Annotated in this window: 12 protein-coding genes, 1 tRNA gene and 3 rRNA genes; 10 read left to right on the forward strand and 6 right to left on the reverse strand. The window is 51.3% G+C overall.

Going from position 1 to position 18,053, the window contains the following annotated elements; translation table 11 throughout:
* On the forward strand, positions 1–993 hold the full coding sequence (gene rbsR, locus LH23_RS05250) for a ribose operon transcriptional repressor RbsR (RefSeq protein WP_039289109.1): 993 nt from the start codon (positions 1–3) through the stop codon (positions 991–993).
* On the opposite strand, the gene mdtD is transcribed toward rbsR, so the two are convergent.
* Both mdtD and LH23_RS05260 read right to left on the reverse strand, forming a co-directional pair.
* Complete coding sequence (gene mdtD, locus LH23_RS05255) at positions 990–2,384, reverse strand: multidrug transporter subunit MdtD (protein WP_039289110.1); 1,395 nt, start codon at positions 2,382–2,384, stop codon at positions 990–992. The two genes, rbsR and mdtD, sit on opposite strands and share 4 nt — an antisense overlap.
* Before the next feature lie 30 nt (positions 2,385–2,414).
* Entirely contained in the window at positions 2,415–3,113 is a 699-nt protein-coding gene (locus LH23_RS05260) for a FadR/GntR family transcriptional regulator (RefSeq protein ID WP_039289111.1), read from the reverse strand.
* A gap of 473 nt (positions 3,114–3,586) precedes the next feature.
* Between LH23_RS05260 and LH23_RS05265 the strand changes: the two genes are divergently transcribed.
* The 4 genes from LH23_RS05265 to rrf all read left to right on the forward strand — a co-directional run bounded on the left by LH23_RS05265 (position 3,587) and on the right by rrf (position 8,622).
* Positions 3,587–5,128, forward strand: a 16S ribosomal RNA gene (locus tag LH23_RS05265).
* Between the two features lie 85 nt (positions 5,129–5,213).
* Positions 5,214–5,289, forward strand: a tRNA-Glu gene (locus tag LH23_RS05270).
* A gap of 212 nt (positions 5,290–5,501) precedes the next feature.
* Positions 5,502–8,407, forward strand: a 23S ribosomal RNA gene (locus LH23_RS05275).
* Positions 8,408–8,506: 99 nt separating this feature from the next.
* Positions 8,507–8,622: ribosomal RNA gene (gene rrf, locus LH23_RS05280) — 5S ribosomal RNA — on the forward strand.
* The 16S, 23S and 5S rRNA genes sit together here with 1 tRNA gene alongside, the layout of an rRNA operon.
* A gap of 90 nt (positions 8,623–8,712) precedes the next feature.
* Here the strand turns inward: rrf and mobB are convergent.
* Positions 8,713–9,237, reverse strand: a complete 525-nt coding sequence (gene mobB / locus LH23_RS05285; protein ID WP_039289112.1) for a molybdopterin-guanine dinucleotide biosynthesis protein MobB — start codon at positions 9,235–9,237, stop codon at positions 8,713–8,715.
* Entirely contained in the window at positions 9,222–9,746 is a 525-nt protein-coding gene (gene mobA, locus LH23_RS05290) for a molybdenum cofactor guanylyltransferase MobA (protein ID WP_052050453.1), read from the reverse strand. Before mobA ends, mobB begins: the two co-directional genes overlap by 16 nt.
* A gap of 130 nt (positions 9,747–9,876) precedes the next feature.
* Between mobA and LH23_RS05295 the strand changes: the two genes are divergently transcribed.
* The 3 genes from LH23_RS05295 (at position 9,877) to dsbA (ending at position 11,868) form a co-directional block, all read left to right on the forward strand.
* On the forward strand, positions 9,877–10,146 hold the full coding sequence (locus LH23_RS05295; RefSeq protein WP_039289114.1) for a YihD family protein: 270 nt from the start codon (positions 9,877–9,879) through the stop codon (positions 10,144–10,146).
* Between the two features lie 84 nt (positions 10,147–10,230).
* Positions 10,231–11,217, forward strand: coding sequence for a serine/threonine protein kinase (locus tag LH23_RS05300; protein WP_039289116.1), 987 nt, complete (start codon positions 10,231–10,233; stop codon positions 11,215–11,217).
* Between the two features lie 27 nt (positions 11,218–11,244).
* Positions 11,245–11,868 carry a thiol:disulfide interchange protein DsbA gene (dsbA, locus tag LH23_RS05305; protein WP_039289118.1) on the forward strand — a complete coding sequence of 208 codons (624 nt, stop codon included), beginning with the start codon at positions 11,245–11,247 and terminating at the stop codon, positions 11,866–11,868.
* A gap of 15 nt (positions 11,869–11,883) precedes the next feature.
* On the opposite strand, the gene LH23_RS05310 is transcribed toward dsbA, so the two are convergent.
* Entirely contained in the window at positions 11,884–12,792 is a 909-nt protein-coding gene (locus LH23_RS05310) for an acyltransferase (RefSeq protein ID WP_039289120.1), read from the reverse strand.
* Positions 12,793–13,238: 446 nt separating this feature from the next.
* On the opposite strand from LH23_RS05310, the gene polA reads away from it, so the two are divergent.
* Positions 13,239–16,025 carry a DNA polymerase I gene (polA, locus tag LH23_RS05315; RefSeq protein ID WP_039296397.1) on the forward strand — a complete coding sequence of 929 codons (2,787 nt, stop codon included), beginning with the start codon at positions 13,239–13,241 and terminating at the stop codon, positions 16,023–16,025.
* Between the two features lie 333 nt (positions 16,026–16,358).
* Here polA and yihA read toward each other — a convergent pair whose 3' ends face one another.
* Complete coding sequence (gene yihA / locus LH23_RS05320; protein ID WP_039289121.1) at positions 16,359–16,994, reverse strand: ribosome biogenesis GTP-binding protein YihA/YsxC; 636 nt, start codon at positions 16,992–16,994, stop codon at positions 16,359–16,361.
* 449 nt (positions 16,995–17,443) lie between these two features.
* Between yihA and yihI the strand changes: the two genes are divergently transcribed.
* Positions 17,444–17,959 (forward strand): Der GTPase-activating protein YihI, encoded by a 516-nt coding sequence (yihI, locus tag LH23_RS05325; protein WP_039289123.1) that lies wholly within the window; start codon positions 17,444–17,446, stop codon positions 17,957–17,959.
* The last annotated feature ends 94 nt before the right edge of the window (positions 17,960–18,053 follow it).

Raw genomic sequence — 18,053 nt, forward strand, 5'->3', positions numbered from 1 at the left:
ATGGCTACCATGAAAGACGTCGCCCGCATGGCGGGCGTTTCTACTTCTACCGTTTCCCACGTCATTAATAACGATCGCTTCGTTAGCGATGCCATTCGCCAGAAGGTTGAGGACGCGGTAAAAACGCTGAACTATGCGCCTTCTGCGTTGGCCCGCAGCCTCAAGCTGAATCAAACGCATACCATTGGCATGCTAATCACCGCGAGTAGCAACCCCTTCTATTCTGAGCTGGTTCGCGGCGTGGAGCGCAGCTGCTTTGAGCGCGGTTACAGCCTGGTGCTGTGCAACACCGAAGGCGATGAGCACCGCATGAACCGAAATCTGGAAACGCTGCTGCAAAAACGCGTCGATGGATTGCTGCTGTTGTGCACCGAAACGCATCAGCCTTCGCCTGAAATCATCAACCGCTACCCGACTATTCCGACCGTAATGATGGACTGGGCTCCGTTTGAGGGGCAGAGCGATGTGATTCAGGATAACTCGCTGCTCGGCGGAGAAATGGCGACACAGCACCTGATCGACAATGGCTATACCCGTATAGCCTGCATTGCCGGGCCACAGGACAAAACGCCTGCCAGACTGCGCCTTGAAGGCTACCGGAAAGCCATGGCCCAGGCCGGGCTGACGATTTACCCCGGCTATGAAATTATCGGTGACTTCGAGTTTCAGGGCGGATTTAGCGCCATGAGCGAACTGCTTACTCTGGCAGACAGGCCGGACGCGGTCTTCATGGGGAATGACGCCATGGCCGTTGGGGCCTACCATGCTTTATATCAGGCTGGTCTTAGCATTCCGCAGGATATGGCGGTGATTGGCTACGATGATATTGAGCTTGCGCGCTACATGACGCCGCCGCTGACGACGATTCACCAGCCTAAAGATGAGCTCGGCGAGCTGGCCGTGGATGTGCTGATCCACCGGATGGGACAGCCCGATCTGGCGCAGCAACGCTTGCTGCTGACGCCAGAGCTGGTGGAACGAAGTTCCGTCTAAGGCTTGTGACGTTCTTTTATTAAGTTGCGCCCGTCTTTGGGGCGCAGCAGCAAAAATACCGCCGAAGAGACCAGTGTTATCACGCCCATCGTCAACAGGGTGTAGTGGAACTGCTCGATGGTATTGACGCTTTCTACCCCTTCCCATGCACGCAGCACCGCGGCACTAACGGCCACCCCAAGGCTAATTGAAAGCTGCTGAGTCACGGCTAGCACGCTATTGCCGCTGCTGGCATTTTCGTCCGTCAGGTCGGCAAGCGTTATCGTGTTCATGGCCGTAAACTGAGTCGACATCGCCATCCCTAATATAAAGAGGGGCAGGATCAGCAGCCAGACTTCCATGCCCGGTGACTGCAGCGAGAACTGGGCAATGAGCAGGCCGATGACGACGGTTATCCCTACCAGCGTTTTACGATAGCCCAGCCAGCGCAGCACTTGAGTGACCGTCGATTTAGCCAGCAGCGAACCTACAGCGGTCGGTGCCATCATGCAGCCCGCCAGCAGCGCCGAATAACCAAAACCGACCTGCAGCATGAGCGGCATCAGAAAAGGGACGCAGCCGGTGCCGAGCCGCGAGGCGATATTGCCGACGATGCCAACGGAGAAGGTGCGTGTCTTAAAGAGAGGAAGGGGAATAAGCGGCGTTGGGACGCGGCGAGCATGCCAGACATAAGCCAGCAGCAGTAAAATACCACCCAGAATAACTAACACGCCTATATAGCTGGCGACAATTCGCTCACCAAACAGCTCAACGCCGCTGGAGATAAGCACCAGCCCTGCGCCAAATAGCAGGAAGCCGCTCATATCAAACCCGCGCTTCGGCGTGGTGAAGTTGGGCATGTACTTGCGGGCATACAACAGGCCCAGAATGCCAATCGGGATATTGATTAAAAATATCCAGTGCCAGCTTGCCCAGGTGACCAGAACGCCGCCGAGCAGTGGGCCGATAATGGGGCCAACCAGACCGGGCATGGTGACAAAGTTGAGTACAGGCAACAGCTCGCTGCGCGGGTAAGCCCGAAGTAACGCCAGACGCGCAACCGGCATCATCATTGCGCCACCAATTCCCTGAATCACGCGAAAAATTACCAGCTCAGTTAAAGACCCAGACATAGCGCAGGCAAAGGAGCCGAGAGTGAACAAACTAACGGCCAGCATAAATACGCGGCGTGTGCCGAAGCGGTCTGCTAACCAACCGCTTACCGGGATAAGCATGGCGACGGTTAAGGTGTAGCTAATAATGGCGGCCTGCATGGCAAGCGGGGAGCGATTCAGGCTATGGGCTATTGCCGGGAGCGCGGTGTTAAGAATGGTGGCATCCAGCGCCTGCATAAAGAAAGCCATCGCGGCTATCCACGGCAGGCCGGCCATGCTGCGTGCTGTTTTCGTCATTATTATCCTGAAGGTTATGTGCGCTTTAGACTACCGATGAGTGACGGGTTCCTTTAATAGCGCCAGGCAGGCGTTAAAAGCGGCCTGCCCCTCTCCCTGAGCAATGGCATCCACAATCGCCTGGTGCAAATCGAGCTTAATGACTTCGTTATCGGTAATCGCGGTGAAGTAATTGTAATAAATCGATCTGAATAAGTTCGCGAAAGATGTCATGAAAGGGTTACCACTCATTTCATAGATGAGCTCGTGGTAGGCCATATCCACTTCAATCCACCGCTGGCGGTCAAAGGCCGTCTGCAGTTCGGTCATTTGCGCCATCAGTTGAGCAAGCCTGGTACGCTGCTGCTCATTACTATTAATAGCGGCTAATGCGCAGGCCTGTGGCTCCAGGCTATTACGCATAATCAAAAACTCTTCTACTACATGGCTGAAGTTATCTTTGGTCATCCACCAGGCTATCAGTTCTTTATCAAGGAAGTTCCAGTGGCTGCGGGGCATGACGCGAGTGCCAATCCTTGGGCGAGGCAACAGCATGCCTTTAGCTGCTAGCGTCTTGACGGCTTCACGAACGGCCGTCCGGCTGACGCCAAAGAGATCACCCAGTTCCATCTCGCCCGGAAGAATGCTGCCTGCCGCATATTCACCCTTGAGAATTCGCTGGGCAATTTTCTCTGCCAGCACATAAGAAAGGTTTTTTTGGGCGGCGAGTTGTTGAGTGGATAAAGACATGACGCAATTCCTTTAGCTGTATTTCTTACCCTAGTATGCCACCGGTGGTGATTTTGCGGTGATTTATGCAGCAAATATCCCTGATTTGCTGGCTTTCTGCGCGCTGTTGGTGAAAAAGAATGCGGTCAGAAAGTTTTTTCAAATTAGGGGTTGTCAGGCTCTGAGAACTCCCTATAATGCGCCTCCACTGACACGGCGAAGCGGCTTCGAAAGCGGCTTCACAACCCGGAAGTCAGTCAGACGAAAGCGAAAATAAACGCTTGACTCTGAAAGAGGAAAGCGTATTATACGCCACCTCGAGTTAGCAAGCGAAAGCGACTGACTCACTGCTCTTTAACAATTTATCAGACAATCTGTGTGGGCACTCGCAGGATTGATATCTCAGCATCTTAGGATGCAAACAAATATCAAGTCTTGAAGAGTGACTACTGATTTTATAAACAGTTTTAATTCTTTGAGCATCAAACACTTTTAAATTGAAGAGTTTGATCATGGCTCAGATTGAACGCTGGCGGCAGGCCTAACACATGCAAGTCGAGCGGTAGCACGGGAGAGCTTGCTCTCTGGGTGACGAGCGGCGGACGGGTGAGTAATGTCTGGGGATCTGCCTGATGGAGGGGGATAACTACTGGAAACGGTAGCTAATACCGCATAACGTCGCAAGACCAAAGAGGGGGACCTTCGGGCCTCTTGCCATCAGATGAACCCAGATGGGATTAGCTAGTAGGTGGGGTAATGGCTCACCTAGGCGACGATCCCTAGCTGGTCTGAGAGGATGACCAGCCACACTGGAACTGAGACACGGTCCAGACTCCTACGGGAGGCAGCAGTGGGGAATATTGCACAATGGGCGCAAGCCTGATGCAGCCATGCCGCGTGTATGAAGAAGGCCTTCGGGTTGTAAAGTACTTTCAGCGAGGAGGAAGGCATTAAGGTTAATAACCTTAGTGATTGACGTTACTCGCAGAAGAAGCACCGGCTAACTCCGTGCCAGCAGCCGCGGTAATACGGAGGGTGCAAGCGTTAATCGGAATTACTGGGCGTAAAGCGCACGCAGGCGGTTTGTTAAGTCGGATGTGAAATCCCCGGGCTCAACCTGGGAACTGCATTCGAAACTGGCAAGCTTGAGTCTTGTAGAGGGGGGTAGAATTCCAGGTGTAGCGGTGAAATGCGTAGAGATCTGGAGGAATACCGGTGGCGAAGGCGGCCCCCTGGACAAAGACTGACGCTCAGGTGCGAAAGCGTGGGGAGCAAACAGGATTAGATACCCTGGTAGTCCACGCCGTAAACGATGTCGACTTGGAGGTTGTGCCCTTGAGGCGTGGCTTCCGGAGCTAACGCGTTAAGTCGACCGCCTGGGGAGTACGGCCGCAAGGTTAAAACTCAAATGAATTGACGGGGGCCCGCACAAGCGGTGGAGCATGTGGTTTAATTCGATGCAACGCGAAGAACCTTACCTACTCTTGACATCCAGAGAACTTAGCAGAGATGCTTTGGTGCCTTCGGGAACTCTGAGACAGGTGCTGCATGGCTGTCGTCAGCTCGTGTTGTGAAATGTTGGGTTAAGTCCCGCAACGAGCGCAACCCTTATCCTTTGTTGCCAGCGGTTCGGCCGGGAACTCAAAGGAGACTGCCAGTGATAAACTGGAGGAAGGTGGGGATGACGTCAAGTCATCATGGCCCTTACGAGTAGGGCTACACACGTGCTACAATGGCGCATACAAAGAGAAGCGACCTCGCGAGAGCAAGCGGACCTCATAAAGTGCGTCGTAGTCCGGATTGGAGTCTGCAACTCGACTCCATGAAGTCGGAATCGCTAGTAATCGTAGATCAGAATGCTACGGTGAATACGTTCCCGGGCCTTGTACACACCGCCCGTCACACCATGGGAGTGGGTTGCAAAAGAAGTAGGTAGCTTAACCTTCGGGAGGGCGCTTACCACTTTGTGATTCATGACTGGGGTGAAGTCGTAACAAGGTAACCGTAGGGGAACCTGCGGTTGGATCACCTCCTTACCTAATAGATACAACCCGCGTAGTGCTCACACAGATTGTCTGATAGATGTAGAGAAGCAAGGCGTCTTGCGATTGAGACTTCAGTGTCCCCTTCGTCTAGAGGCCCAGGACACCGCCCTTTCACGGCGGTAACAGGGGTTCGAATCCCCTAGGGGACGCCACTTGCTGGTATGTAAGTGAAAGTTGCGTGCCGATATATCTCAAAGCTGACTTGAAAGAGTCATGTTTGAGATATTTGCTCTTTAACAATCCGGAACAAGCTGAAAATTGAAACGACATGTCGTCTTATTCTTCCGTAATAAAGAATGAGGTTAAGACATGTTCGAGTCTCTCAAATTTTCATAATCTGAAGCGAAACATCTTCGGGTTGTGAGGTTAAGCGACTAAGCGTACACGGTGGATGCCCTGGCAGTCAGAGGCGATGAAGGACGTGCTAATCTGCGATAAGCGTCGGTAAGGTGATATGAACCGTTATAGCCGGCGATTTCCGAATGGGGAAACCCAGTGTGTTTCGACACACTATCATTACGTGAATACATAGCGTAATGAAGCGAACCGGGGGAACTGAAACATCTAAGTACCCCGAGGAAAAGAAATCAACCGAGATTCCCCCAGTAGCGGCGAGCGAACGGGGAGCAGCCCAGAACCTGAATCAGTTTGTGTGTTAGTGGAAGCGTCTGGAAAGTCGCAGGGTACAGGGTGATACTCCCGTACACTAAAATGCACAGGCTGTGAGTTCGAAGAGTAAGGCGGGACACGTGGTATCCTGTCTGAATATGGGGGGACCATCCTCCAAGGCTAAATACTCCTGACTGACCGATAGTGAACCAGTACCGTGAGGGAAAGGCGAAAAGAACCCCGGCGAGGGGAGTGAAAAAGAACCTGAAACCGTGTACGTACAAGCAGTGGGAGCCTCTTTATGGGGTGACTGCGTACCTTTTGTATAATGGGTCAGCGACTTATATTCTGTAGCAAGGTTAACCGTATAGGGGAGCCGCAGGGAAACCGAGTCTTAACTGGGCGTTAAGTTGCAGGGTATAGACCCGAAACCCGGTGATCTAGCCATGGGCAGGTTGAAGGTTGGGTAACACTAACTGGAGGACCGAACCGACTAATGTTGAAAAATTAGCGGATGACTTGTGGCTGGGGGTGAAAGGCCAATCAAACCGGGAGATAGCTGGTTCTCCCCGAAAGCTATTTAGGTAGCGCCTCGTGAACTCATCTTCGGGGGTAGAGCACTGTTTCGGCTAGGGGGCCATCCCGGCTTACCAACCCGATGCAAACTACGAATACCGAAGAATGTTATCACGGGAGACACACGGCGGGTGCTAACGTCCGTCGTGAAGAGGGAAACAACCCAGACCGCCAGCTAAGGTCCCAAAGTCATGGTTAAGTGGGAAACGATGTGGGAAGGCACAGACAGCCAGGATGTTGGCTTAGAAGCAGCCATCATTTAAAGAAAGCGTAATAGCTCACTGGTCGAGTCGGCCTGCGCGGAAGATGTAACGGGGCTAAACCATGCACCGAAGCTGCGGCAGCGACACTATGTGTTGTTGGGTAGGGGAGCGTTCTGTAAGCCGTTGAAGGTGAACTGTGAGGTTTGCTGGAGGTATCAGAAGTGCGAATGCTGACATAAGTAACGATAAAGCGGGTGAAAAGCCCGCTCGCCGGAAGACCAAGGGTTCCTGTCCAACGTTAATCGGGGCAGGGTGAGTCGACCCCTAAGGCGAGGCCGAAAGGCGTAGTCGATGGGAAACAGGTTAATATTCCTGTACTCGGTGTTACTGCGAAGGGGGGACGGAGAAGGCTATGTTAGCCGGGCGACGGTTGTCCCGGTTTAAGCATGTAGGCGGGAAGTTTAGGTAAATCCGGACTTCTGTTAACGCTGAGGTGTGATGACGAGGCACTACGGTGCTGAAGTAACAAATGCCCTGCTTCCAGGAAAAGCCTCTAAGCATCAGGTAACATTGAATCGTACCCCAAACCGACACAGGTGGTCAGGTAGAGAATACCAAGGCGCTTGAGAGAACTCGGGTGAAGGAACTAGGCAAAATGGTGCCGTAACTTCGGGAGAAGGCACGCTGTCGTTAGGTGAAACGATTTACTCGTGGAGCTGAAGGCAGTCGAAGATACCAGCTGGCTGCAACTGTTTATTAAAAACACAGCACTGTGCAAACACGAAAGTGGACGTATACGGTGTGACGCCTGCCCGGTGCCGGAAGGTTAATTGATGGGGTTATCCGCAAGGAGAAGCTCTTGATCGAAGCCCCGGTAAACGGCGGCCGTAACTATAACGGTCCTAAGGTAGCGAAATTCCTTGTCGGGTAAGTTCCGACCTGCACGAATGGCGTAATGATGGCCAGGCTGTCTCCACCCGAGACTCAGTGAAATTGAAATCGCTGTGAAGATGCAGTGTACCCGCGGCAAGACGGAAAGACCCCGTGAACCTTTACTATAGCTTGACACTGAACATTGAGCCTTGATGTGTAGGATAGGTGGGAGGCTTTGAAGCGTGGACGCCAGTCTGCGTGGAGCCAACCTTGAAATACCACCCTTTAATGTTTGATGTTCTAACGTAGACCCGTGATCCGGGTTGCGGACAGTGTCTGGTGGGTAGTTTGACTGGGGCGGTCTCCTCCTAAAGCGTAACGGAGGAGCACGAAGGTTAGCTAATCACGGTCGGACATCGTGAGGTTAGTGCAAAGGCATAAGCTAGCTTGACTGCGAGAGTGACGGCTCGAGCAGGTGCGAAAGCAGGTCTTAGTGATCCGGTGGTTCTGAATGGAAGGGCCATCGCTCAACGGATAAAAGGTACTCCGGGGATAACAGGCTGATACCGCCCAAGAGTTCATATCGACGGCGGTGTTTGGCACCTCGATGTCGGCTCATCACATCCTGGGGCTGAAGTAGGTCCCAAGGGTATGGCTGTTCGCCATTTAAAGTGGTACGCGAGCTGGGTTTAGAACGTCGTGAGACAGTTCGGTCCCTATCTGCCGTGGGCGCTGGAGAATTGAGGGGGGCTGCTCCTAGTACGAGAGGACCGGAGTGGACGCATCACTGGTGTTCGGGTTGTCATGCCAATGGCATTGCCCGGTAGCTAAATGCGGAAGAGATAAGCGCTGAAAGCATCTAAGCGCGAAACTTGCCCCGAGATGAGTTCTCCCTGACTCCTTGAGAGTCCTGAAGGAACGTTGAAGACTACGACGTTGATAGGCTGGGTGTGTAAGCGTAGCGATACGTTGAGCTAACCAGTACTAATGATCCGTGAGGCTTAACCTTACAACACCGAAGGTGTTTTAGAGAGAAGTAAATTTTCAGCTTAGTTCAGGATTTAGTTGATGGTTATATAAAAATATAACGGTCAATAAACAGAATTTGCCTGGCGGCCGTAGCGCGGTGGTCCCACCTGACCCCATGCCGAACTCAGAAGTGAAACGCCGTAGCGCCGATGGTAGTGTGGGGTCTCCCCATGCGAGAGTAGGGAACTGCCAGGCATCAAATTAGCATTAACCCCGACCGAAAGGCCGGGGTTTTTTGCTTTTTACAGATTTTAAAAACGTCGCAAGCGGTATCTTTTCAGCCCGTTATTGCTGTTTTACCCACTGATAGATGAAATCAGCAATCCCTTCTGTATTATTAATATCCAATACGGGTACGGAAATGGCCAAGGGTACGTTACTGGCCACAGCTATAACGCAGGGATCGATCTCTAATGCTTCAGCTTTATGACCAGTTTCCTGCCTGAATAAAAGAATCTTAGCGACAGGCTCGTGTTTGAACCCTTCAATCAGAATTAAATCCAGTTTGCGGTTATCCATCCTTGAGGCAAGGTAATGCAGGTCCAGGTCCGGCTCTTCGGGTGTTTCCGTCATTAACGCCCAGCGCTTCTGGCTGGCGACGATGGTTTGCGCTGCGCCAGCTTTACGGAGCTCATAGCTATCCTTACCCGGTTTATCCACATCCATATCATGGTGAGTATGTTTGATGAGCCCTGGTCTGATGCCTTTAGCGAGTAACAATGGGATTAGCTGCTTTAGCAATGTGGTTTTTCCTGTCCCGCTCCAGGCCGCAATTGCCAGTAGCGGTGGTACTATTACTTTTTCTGCCATCGTGAAAGCTCATCGAGAGTATTTATATTGGTAAAATAAGCTGCCTGGCCATCAAAAGAGACTGAATGTCCTCCTGTACCCAGTAAAAATTGCATCACTCGCCTTTCACCAGCGAGCAGATATTCTCTCAATGGCAAGCAAAGTGAATGATGAAGCAAGGCTACGCCGGGATGATCTCGTTGCCCATCATTGGCCCAGATTGCCAACGCGTTACCACGCGCTTGCCAAAGTTTGCAGGCAAGATCGGTGGGAATATTGGGGGTATCGCAAGGGCAGAATAGCAGCCACTCACTTTCAGTTTGCTCCATCACAGCTAACATGCCGGCCAATGGCCCCTGGTAATCACTTATTGAATCCTGAATAACCGGAATTCCGCTTTGCTGATAGATCTCAAGGTTCCTGTTGGCACTGATTACAACATCGCCTACCTGTGGTTTTAATACAGTGAGGACGTGCTGGAAAAGTGGCTGGCCGTTAAGCAGGGCCAATCCCTTATCAGTGCCGCCCATTCTGCTTCCCCTGCCGCCGGCTAACACAACGCCGGTGACTTCTGTTAATCGCTGCACGAATATCGCCTCTTTTAATGTGGGTTTTAGCCTGCTAACGTGTTGCCTTTCACATGCGATAAGGAACACCAACATGAAATGTAAGCGCCTGAACGAACTTCTTGAACTGCTTCAGCCCGCATGGCAGAAAGAGCCAGATCTTAACCTGATACAATTCTTGCAGAAATTGGCTGCTGAGTCAGGCTATCGCGGTGAACTGGCCGATCTCACTGACGATGTACTGATCTACCATCTGAAAATGCGCGATTCTGCAAAAGATGATGCGATCCCGGGCCTTAAAAAGGATTATGAAGAAGACTTCAAAACGGCACTGCTGCGCGCTCGTGGTGTCATTAAGGAATAAAAGAGTAAAAGCTTGTAAGCCGAAACACTTAAGAGGCTTTGAAATGTTATCCTGAAGCATTCGTATTTACTTCCGGTTGCCGGGATGACAGACAGCGCATTTAATTTCCAGACTCTACATCCGGATACTATCCTCGATGCTCTTTTTGAACAGGGTATTCGGGTGGATTCGGGACTGACGCCGTTAAACAGTTTTGAAAACCGCGTTTATCAGTTCCAGGATGAAGAGCGCCAACGTTTTGTCGTGAAGTTTTATCGCCCTCATCGCTGGTCAGCAGCGCAAATTGAAGAAGAGCATCAATTTGCGCTGGAACTGCAGGCCGATGAGGTGCCTTTAGCTGCCCCTCTTCACTTTGCAGGAAAGACTCTTCTTCATCATCAAGGGTTTATGTTTGCCGTGTTTCCTAGTTTGGGAGGGCGACAATACGAAACCGATAACATCGACCAGATGGAATGGGTGGGCCGTTATCTTGGCCGCATTCATCAAACGGGTCGCCAGCAGCTCTTTCAGCATCGCCCAACCTTTGGCCTGGAGGAGTATCTCTTCCAGCCACGCGAGCTATTTGAATATAGCGAGCTTATTCCCCGTGCCCTTAAGAAAGATTTTCTGGCGGCAACGGATGCGCTGATAGAGGAAGTTAAACGCACCTGGCACACTGATTTTGAACCCCTGCGTCTGCATGGCGATTGTCACCCTGGCAATATCCTCTGGCGGGATGGGCCGCTGTTTGTTGACCTTGATGATGCTCGTAATGGCCCAGCTGTACAGGATATCTGGATGTTGCTTAATGGTGATAAGGCCGAACAGCGGATGCAGCTAGAAACCATTATTGAAGCTTACGAAGAGTTTTCGTCATTTGATACCGGCGAGCTAACCCTGATTGAACCGTTGCGTGCCATGCGCATCGTCTATTATCTCGCGTGGCTAATGCGGCGCTGGGATGATCCCGCATTCCCCCGAAATTTCCCGTGGTTTAGTGAAGAGGATTTCTGGAGAAGGCAGACTGTAACTTTTACAGAGCAGGTCCGGGTTCTACGAGAACCTCCATTACAATTAACGCCAATGTATTAATCAGTAAAATTCAGGAGAGAGTTGATTATGAAGAAGATTTGGCTGGCGCTGGCGGGCATGATCCTGGCATTTAGCGCCTCTGCAGCACAGTTTACCGACGGTAAACAGTTTATCACTCTGGATAAGCCGGTTGCCGGTGAGCCGCAGGTATTAGAATTTTTCTCATTCTACTGCCCGCACTGCTACCAGTTTGAACAGGTTCTTCATGTGTCTGACAACGTGAAGAAAAAGCTGCCTGAAGGCACCAAAATGACCAAGTACCACGTTGAGTTCCTTGGCCCATTAGGTAAAGATTTGACTCAGGCTTGGGCTGTTGCAATGGCTCTCGGCGTAGAAGATAAAATCTCCTCCCCAATGTTCGAAGCTGTTCAGAAAACACAAACCGTGCAGAATGATGCCGATATCCGCAAAGTGTTTATCGATGCAGGCGTAAAACCGGAAGAGTACGATGCGGCCTGGAACAGCTTTGTGGTGAAATCTCTGGTTGCTCAACAAGAGAAAGCGGCAGCCGATCTTCAACTGCAGGGCGTACCGGCTATGTACGTTAACGGCAAATATCAGCTGAACATGCAGGGCATGGACACCAGCAGTATGGATATCTTCGTGCAGCAGTATGCTGACACGGTGAAATACCTGGTTGAGAAGAAATAAGATTAAAAAAGCCGGTCATTGACCGGCTTTTTTATCCCCAGAGAGTAGCGTTTCCAGTTGCTTATCCTTCTCGCTCCACAGCGTATTTAGCCAGAGCTGAAAACGACGCTTAAAGCTTTTATCGTTAACATAATCTCCATGCAGTTCTTCCGTAATAGGCACTAAAGAGACGCGTACAACGATTTTTGTCATTTTCCCTGAAAGCATATCGTAAAACGGCAGCTGATTATTCTCCGGGTAACACAGCGTGACGTTCAGCATCTTATCAAACTGTTTGCCAAGCACATTCATTGCCATCGCTATACCGGCCGCTTTCGGCAGCAACAGATAGTTAAACGGCGAACGAGTCTGTCCCTTTTTCTCGGTGGTGAAGCGCGAGCCCTCAACAAAATTCACAATCGTGGTAGGGTGAGCACGAAACTTCATACAGGAACGACGTGTCGTTTCGACATCTTTACCCCTGCGTTCTGGATGACGCAGCAAATAAGTTCTTGAATAGCGTTTCATAAACGGCATATCCAGCGCCCAGCAGGCCAGTCCCATAAAAGGAACCCAGGCAAGCTGCTGCTTAAGAAAATATTTGTTCATGGGAATATGTTTGCGGAATAACACGCAAAGGATCACGATATCTGCCCAACTCTGATGGTTGCTGATTAACAGATACCAGTTCTTTTTATTCAGCCCCTCTAATCCCTCGACATCCCATTTCAAGTGAGGATTGAGGCGCAGCAGCAGTGCGAGCCCCTCACACCAGCAGTACATCATGAAGTCAGCAAATACCGAGATCGAGCGCCATATCGCCGGAAAGGGCAGCATGAGCTTAACGATCCCGGCCAAAATGATAGGTACAGAGCAGGCGATCGTGACCAAAATAGTGAGTGCAATACTTAACACCAATGTGATCGCAGCGAGTAATCTCGACATAGGTAATTTTTGCTGGTTAGGGGTATATGGAATGCTGTTATTAGCGGCAATAAGAGGCGGATTTTATCAGAAAACCTATAATGACGACTCGCCAAATGAACAGGATTTTCATGAATCGCATTTATGGGTAGAACAATGGCCCATCGTTTCTTACTCGTCTGAGTATATATCCACATCAAACGATCGTTAGTTAATTCATCGAGTCCAAACCAGCATTCATTTAACTTACTGAAATTAAAATATATTTAATGATGGTGTGATAGAGATAATGCCATGAAATTAGTTAGTTAAAAAAATATACACAAAGTTATCCACAAAAACGATCTCGCGCAGGATCTCCCGATCCTGGAATTCTTTTCAGCATATTGCGCCCAATAGTTCATGTTTTTGGCCAGGCTATGGCATCCTTTAGCAATACATTAATCACAGGCATGGAACGGAACATTATGGTCCAGATCGCAGACAACCCGCTTATCCTCGTTGATGGCTCTTCCTATCTTTATCGGGCATATCACGCCTTCCCACCGTTGACGAACAGCCGTGGCGAGCCAACAGGGGCGATGTACGGCGTGCTGAACATGCTGCGTAGCCTGATTTTGCAATACCAGCCGACGCACGCTGCCGTGGTGTTTGATGCCAAAGGCAAAACGTTCCGTGATGAGTTGTTTGAGGACTATAAATCGCACCGCCCCCCAATGCCGGACGATCTCAGAGCGCAGATTGAACCTCTGCACGCGATGGTTAAAGCGATGGGGCTGCCTTTACTGGCCGTCTCAGGCGTTGAAGCCGATGACGTTATTGGTACGCTGGCGCTGGAGGCTGAAAAAGCAGGTCGCCCGGTGCTGATCAGTACCGGTGATAAAGACATGGCGCAGCTGGTGACGCCGGGCGTGACGCTGATTAACACCATGACCAATACCATCCTTGGGCCAGAAGAGGTACTGACCAAATACGGCGTACCTCCGGAGCTGATAATCGACTTCCTGGCGCTGATGGGTGACTCTTCGGACAACATTCCTGGCGTACCGGGCGTGGGTGAAAAAACGGCTCAGGCACTGCTTCAGGGGCTGGGTGGGCTGGACACGCTTTACGCCCACCCTGAAAAAATTGCCGAACTTACCTTCCGTGGTGCGAAAACCATGGCAGCTAAGCTAGAGCAAAGCAAAGAGCTGGCTTATCTCTCCTATAAGCTCGCCACCATTAAGACCGACGTTGAGCTGGAGCTGGGCTGTGAGCAGCTTGAAGTCCAGCAACCAGCGGCAGAGGAACTGCTGACACTCTTCAAGCAGTACGAATTTAAGCGCTGGATAACCGACGTAGAAGCAGGCAAATGGATGCAGGCTAAAGGAGCCAAACCGGCCGCGCAGCCTCTGAAAGCCGCTGAGGTTGAAGCCGAGCCTGAAGTGCCAGCCAGCCAGCTCTCTTATGACAATTACGTCACTGTCCTGGATGAGAGCGTACTGCTTGAATGGATTGAGCGGCTGAAAAAAGCGCCGCTGTTTGCGTTTGATACCGAGACCGACAGTCTGGATAACGTCAGCGCTAACCTGGTGGGGCTTTCCTTTGCCACCGAACCGGGTGTGGCCTGCTATATCCCCGTTGCACATGACTATCTCGATGCGCCGGAGCAAATTTCTCGCGATCGCGCGCTGGAGCTACTTAAGCCCCTGCTGGAGGACGAGAAAGCGCTGAAAGTCGGGCAAAACCTGAAATACGATCGTGGCATCATGCAGAACTATGGCATTGAGCTGCGGGGCATCGCTTTTGACACCATGCTGGAATCTTACACGCTGGACAGCGTCGCAGGCCGCCATGATATGGACAGTCTGGCCGATCGCTGGTTGAAGCACCAAACCATCTCGTTTGAAGAGATTGCCGGCAAAGGCAAAAAACAGCTGACCTTTAACCAGATCGATTTGGAAACTGCCGGGCGCTATGCGGCAGAAGATGCCGACGTCACCCTGCAGCTGCATTTGAAGATGTGGCCGAAGCTCGAGAAGGTTGCGGGCCCGCTGAACATCTTTAAAAACGTCGAAATGCCACTGGTACCGGTGATTTCACGCATTGAACGCAATGGCGTGAAAATCGACCCGGCTATTTTGCACGCGCATTCTGGTGAGCTGACTAAGCGCCTGGCAGAACTTGAACTCAAAGCTCATGAAATCGCCGGAGAAGAATTCAACCTCTCTTCCACAAAGCAGCTGCAAACCATTCTCTTTGAAAAACAGGGTATTAAGCCGCTGAAGAAAACGCCGGGCGGCGCGCCGTCGACGTCCGAAGAGGTGCTTGAAGAGCTGGCTCTGGATTACCCACTGCCGAAAGTGATCCTGGAATACCGTGGTTTGGCGAAGCTGAAATCCACCTACACTGACAAGTTACCGCTGATGATTAGCCCGATAACCGGGCGCGTGCATACGTCTTATCACCAGGCTGTCACGGCCACCGGGCGTTTGTCTTCGACCGATCCTAACCTGCAGAACATTCCTGTGCGCAACGAAGAAGGGCGTCGTATTCGTCAGGCCTTTATTGCGCCTGAAGATTACGTGATTCTTTCTGCGGACTACTCGCAAATTGAACTGCGCATCATGGCTCATCTCTCTCGCGATAAAGGCCTGTTAAGCGCCTTTGCCGAAGGCAAAGATATCCACCGCGCCACCGCTGCGGAAGTATTTGGTCTGCCGCTTGAAAGCGTCACCGGTGAGCAGCGTCGCAGCGCGAAAGCGATTAACTTTGGTTTGATCTACGGCATGAGCGCCTTTGGTCTTTCCCGCCAGCTCAATATTCCGCGCAAAGAGTCCCAGAAGTATATGGATCTCTACTTCGAGCGTTATCCGGGCGTGCTGGAGTATATGGAGCGTACGCGTGCTCAGGCGAAAGATCAGGGCTATGTTGAAACGCTGGATGGCCGCCGTCTTTACCTACCGGACATCAATTCCAGCAACGGCGCTCGTCGTGCCGGCGCGGAGCGTGCGGCGATTAACGCCCCGATGCAGGGTACCGCTGCCGACATTATCAAGCGCGCGATGATCGCCGTCGACGGCTGGCTGGAGACAGACAAGCCACGAGTGAAAATGATCATGCAGGTGCACGATGAACTGGTGTTCGAAGTGCACAAAGACGACGTGGAAGCGGTGTCGAAAAAGGTGCATGAGCTGATGGAAAGCAGCATGAAGCTCGACGTGCCGCTGCTGGTGGAAGTGGGCAGCGGTAAAAACTGGGATGAGGCGCATTAATAGACAATTGCTCAGGTCATGTTTTTGTAACTAAGCAACATAAGTCATAGCTTTTTGTGATGATGCTTCAAGAATGTGATGCAAAAAGTGAAAAAAAACTACAAAAAATGCTTTTTTGAGCGATTAAAAAGGAGTAAAGTTATTCGCGTAGGGTACAGAGGTAAGATGTTCTATCTTTCAGACCTTTTACTTCACGTAATCGGATTTGGCTGAATATTTAGCCGCCCCAGTCAGAAATGACTGGGGCGTTTTTTATTGCGCGAAAGAAAAGAAAAACGCGGCCTGGGCCGCGTTATGAACTGAAAGTGAGCAGACGATCCTTGAAGGAATGGCTTACTCTTCAGCCGCTTCCCCTTCCACCGCCGGCGGAAGATCGTTGTACCAGCTATCCAGCTTCAGACGCAGTTTATCAACGCCGGTTTTCTTCAGGGAAGAGAACGCCTCAACCTCGATATTCCCGCCAAACGCCAGAATTGCTTCACGCACCATATTCAGCTGGGCTTTACGCGCGCCCGATGCCAGCTTATCGGCTTTGGTCAGCAGCAGCATGACTTCGATATTGCTGGCGACGGCCCACTCAATCATCTGCTGATCGAGATCTTTCAGCGGATGGCGGATATCCATCAGCACGACCAGGCCTTTCAGGCTGTTACGCTTTTGCAGGTATTCCCCCAGCGCGCGTTGCCATTTGTGTTTCACCTCTTCCGGGACTTCGGCGTAGCCGTAGCCAGGTAAGTCTACCAGGCGTTTGCCTTCGGCAACTTCAAACAGGTTAATGAGCTGGGTACGGCCAGGGGTTTTACTGGTACGCGCCAGGCTTTTCTGATTGGTCAGCGTGTTCAGCGAGCTGGATTTCCCCGCGTTAGAGCGGCCTGCGAAAGCAACCTCAATACCGGTATCAGAAGGCAGATGGCGAATGTCCGGTGCGCTGAGCACGAACTTAGTCAGTTGATAGTTCCAGTTTTTCAAAACGGTTGTCTCCGTCAGGTAAGCATTTGCCGGGGATTATACCTGAACGAGCGGAAAACGCCGTGTTTCTCGCCAGAAGCAGAAGGCTTACAGCAGAGTGGATTGATTTTGTAAGCCATTTGCTATGGCAAATGGCAGATATCCCGGTGAATATCAGTCACTATGTATTCAAGAGTTGTTTATTTTCAAATAATTAACTGATTACTTCATCGTACGGGGCGTTGTGAACGTGAACGGCCATCTTGTTAATGATAAGCGTAGCGGTAAAGTGAGTGTGTCGGCGAGGGAAGGACAGGGTTGTCTCAAGCTAACATGGAATATTTGCTCCTTTACGGGGGCCAGAATAAGAAAAAGGCGGCGGGTTAACCTGTCGCCTTTTTTCTTTGCTTGCTTTCTGCTAGATTCCGCCGCAATTCTATACTGAATAAAATGGCTTAAGACGACTTATCATGAAGCAACCAAACTCGGCACCACAAGGCAAAAAACCGGCAAAAGCACGCCGTAAATCACGCGAAGAGATCGACCAGGAAGCGCGTGAGCGTAAGCGCCAGAAAAAACACCGCGGCCACGCAGCGGGGAGCCGTGCGAATGGCGAAAGCCAGGCAAAAGGCGGCAAAGCATCGGGTCAGGCGAAAGACCCTCGCATTGGCAGTAAAAAACCTATTCAACTGGGCGTAACCGATGCAGCACCGGTCGCTAAACAGCACAAACCGAAGAGCGAGAAACCTATGCTAACACCACAGGCTGAGCTGGATATGCTGGAAAACGATGAGCGCCTGGATGGGCTGCTGGAGCGTCTGGAAGCGGGCGAAACCCTGAGCAAGGAAGAGCAGTCCTGGGTGGATGCGAAGCTCGATCGCATTGATGCGCTGATGGAACAACTCGGCATCGCCTGGGAAGACGATGAAGAGGAAGAAGAAGAAAAAGCGGATGATTTGATGCGTCTGCTGAAGGGCGGTAACTGACGTTTACTCCTATGGGATTACCTGTTCTTCTTATGGTTATTCCGCTGGTGTGTTATCTGCTGTGGTTATTCGTTAAACTACGGCGGCTGTCGCG

The sequence above is a fragment of the Cedecea neteri genome, from assembly GCF_000758305.1.
Classification (GTDB): Bacteria; Pseudomonadota; Gammaproteobacteria; order Enterobacterales; family Enterobacteriaceae; genus Cedecea; species Cedecea neteri_C.